This window comes from Hallella mizrahii (assembly GCF_009695775.1).
Classification (GTDB): domain Bacteria; phylum Bacteroidota; class Bacteroidia; order Bacteroidales; family Bacteroidaceae; genus Prevotella; species Prevotella mizrahii.
The window spans coordinates 1-1,781 of record NZ_VUNG01000090.1 but is presented as its reverse complement, the minus strand read 5'-3'; the positions used below and the strand labels follow the sequence as shown (position 1 = coordinate 1,781).

The following is a 1,781-nucleotide window of genomic DNA, read 5'->3' as shown; positions in this document are numbered from 1 at the left end:
TTAATCGTTTATGTATCAATGATTTATTTGCACTACAAAGATACAAAAACTTTTGGACATTCCTTCTCTTTTCTCTTGATTTTTAAGACTTTAAGGGCGAGCTATTTGCAAGTGGGAAACTTTAGTTACCTTATTATAATAGGCGTCTTTTGCTTTCGCATTAGCTGAATTCATGGATTCAAGGGCTGCCACAAGAGAATCTTTATATACATTTGCCTTCTGCAAATTGTTTTTCTTCAAGGCCATTGCGTAAAGTAAAGAATATATAGAACTTCCATATTGAAGATACTCCCGTCTGGAAATCGATTTTATCAGTCTTTCAGACGCTTGTAAAGAATCAACATCACAATACGCCCATGCCAGCGACAAGATCGATGACGTATCGTGCTTTCGCTTGTACATAAACGACAGTTTTGAAGTGTACAAAACAGAATCCTTATTGTCTAAAAGACTCCAAAATGCCGACAGATCTTGGTAGGAGTCACTCAATGCCAGTGTATCCTTCTGTGCAATTGCCTGTTTTACGGCTTGCTTAGCGATAACGAAGCTTTGTTTAATTCCACCCTCTTTAAAGGAATAGCACTCGGCTAAATTCAACAAAGCATAGGCTTTGTTGTTGCTTGGGGCATTCTTCACCTTATTATATAGCCCAACAGCCTCATTGGAAAACTTTATAGCAAGATCAGGATCATATTCCCTAACAATAACCGATGATTGAACCAACGCCAGACTTTGTGTATAGTAATCATTTTGTCGTTTTGCAGCTTTGACAGAATTGGAAAAGCAACGAAGCGCTTTTTCACTGCTGTCGTTCAAGGCGTAATATTTCCCCATGTAGTACTCACATTTGGCATAGAGGCTATCAGCAGGCTTACCATTGTACCAATTATACGCGTTGCGGAGCAGTGAGTCGTTGTCAACGTCTATTCCGGACTTGTCTTGTGCCATGGTATAAGCTATGGAATATAAAGCAATAGCTTTCTCTGAAAGCTGCGTTTGATCTATCTTGTTGAGCAAGGCGAGTGCACTGTCCGGTTTATTCTCTGCCAATGGTATGATGGTAGAGATATATCGGCCTTGTTTGTCATTGCAGCCAACAAGGTTTATAGCTATTAGTAAAACAAGAATAAGGTCGAATATCTTTCTCATTGCGTAACTTGCATTTCGGTGCAAAGTTACTACTTTTATTCGACATAAAGTTACATGAGCGGGCTATAAACAGGTTGAAAAGGTAGATTGTGAACATCTGTTCAGCGATTGTTGCTCACACAGAGTCACAGAGTGCACGGAGAAGTCATAGCCTTAAGGAGTACACAGAGAGTAGTCTATAAATAAAAAATGGAAGAGTGTACAAAAATTACATTCTTTTGCCGTAACTTTGCAAGTGCATATATAAGGGAACGACCTACATACATGTATTTATATATTATAACTTTTATAATGATGAAAGAAACAAGTAAGAAGTACATTGCGGAAATGTCTTGCAATGAGATGAAACGCACAGAAGGAGGCTATACTCTCCCTGAGATAGTAATTGTTGGAAGCAATAAGAACTTTGAAAACAATGTAGGAGAAGTATATAGAGACTTAGGGCCAGATGCGACAATAGGCTTAGTTCTAAATGATTGGTATTACAATTTTTTGGTTTTTTGATAACCCTCAAATCCGCAACTACGCGCCTAATATGATACAGAAGCGAAAATAATCTGCATCGTTAGTAAAAAGGGGGCACAGTGCATCGAATGTCACCATAAAGACATATAAATGCCCCTTACCCCACC

General features: G+C 38.5%; 2 protein-coding genes. One reads left to right on the top strand and one right to left on the bottom strand.

Features of this window, described 5'->3' with window-relative positions; genetic code table 11:
* Window positions 1–90: 90 nt before the first annotated feature.
* Window positions 91–1,149, bottom strand: coding sequence for a hypothetical protein (locus FYJ73_RS15545; RefSeq protein ID WP_154535651.1), 1,059 nt, complete (start codon window positions 1,147–1,149; stop codon window positions 91–93).
* Window positions 1,150–1,338: 189 nt separating this feature from the next.
* On the opposite strand from FYJ73_RS15545, the gene FYJ73_RS15540 reads away from it, so the two are divergent.
* Window positions 1,339–1,653, top strand: a complete 315-nt coding sequence (locus FYJ73_RS15540; RefSeq protein WP_154535650.1) for a hypothetical protein — start codon at window positions 1,339–1,341, stop codon at window positions 1,651–1,653.
* Window positions 1,654–1,781 lie beyond the last annotated feature (128 nt).

Coding starts and splice junctions, on each gene's coding strand:
- FYJ73_RS15545 (WP_154535651.1), bottom strand. CDS start 1,149: ATGAGAAAGATATTCGACCTTATTCTTGTTTTACTAATAGCTATAAAC.
- FYJ73_RS15540 (WP_154535650.1), top strand. CDS start 1,339: ATGGAAGAGTGTACAAAAATTACATTCTTTTGCCGTAACTTTGCAAGT.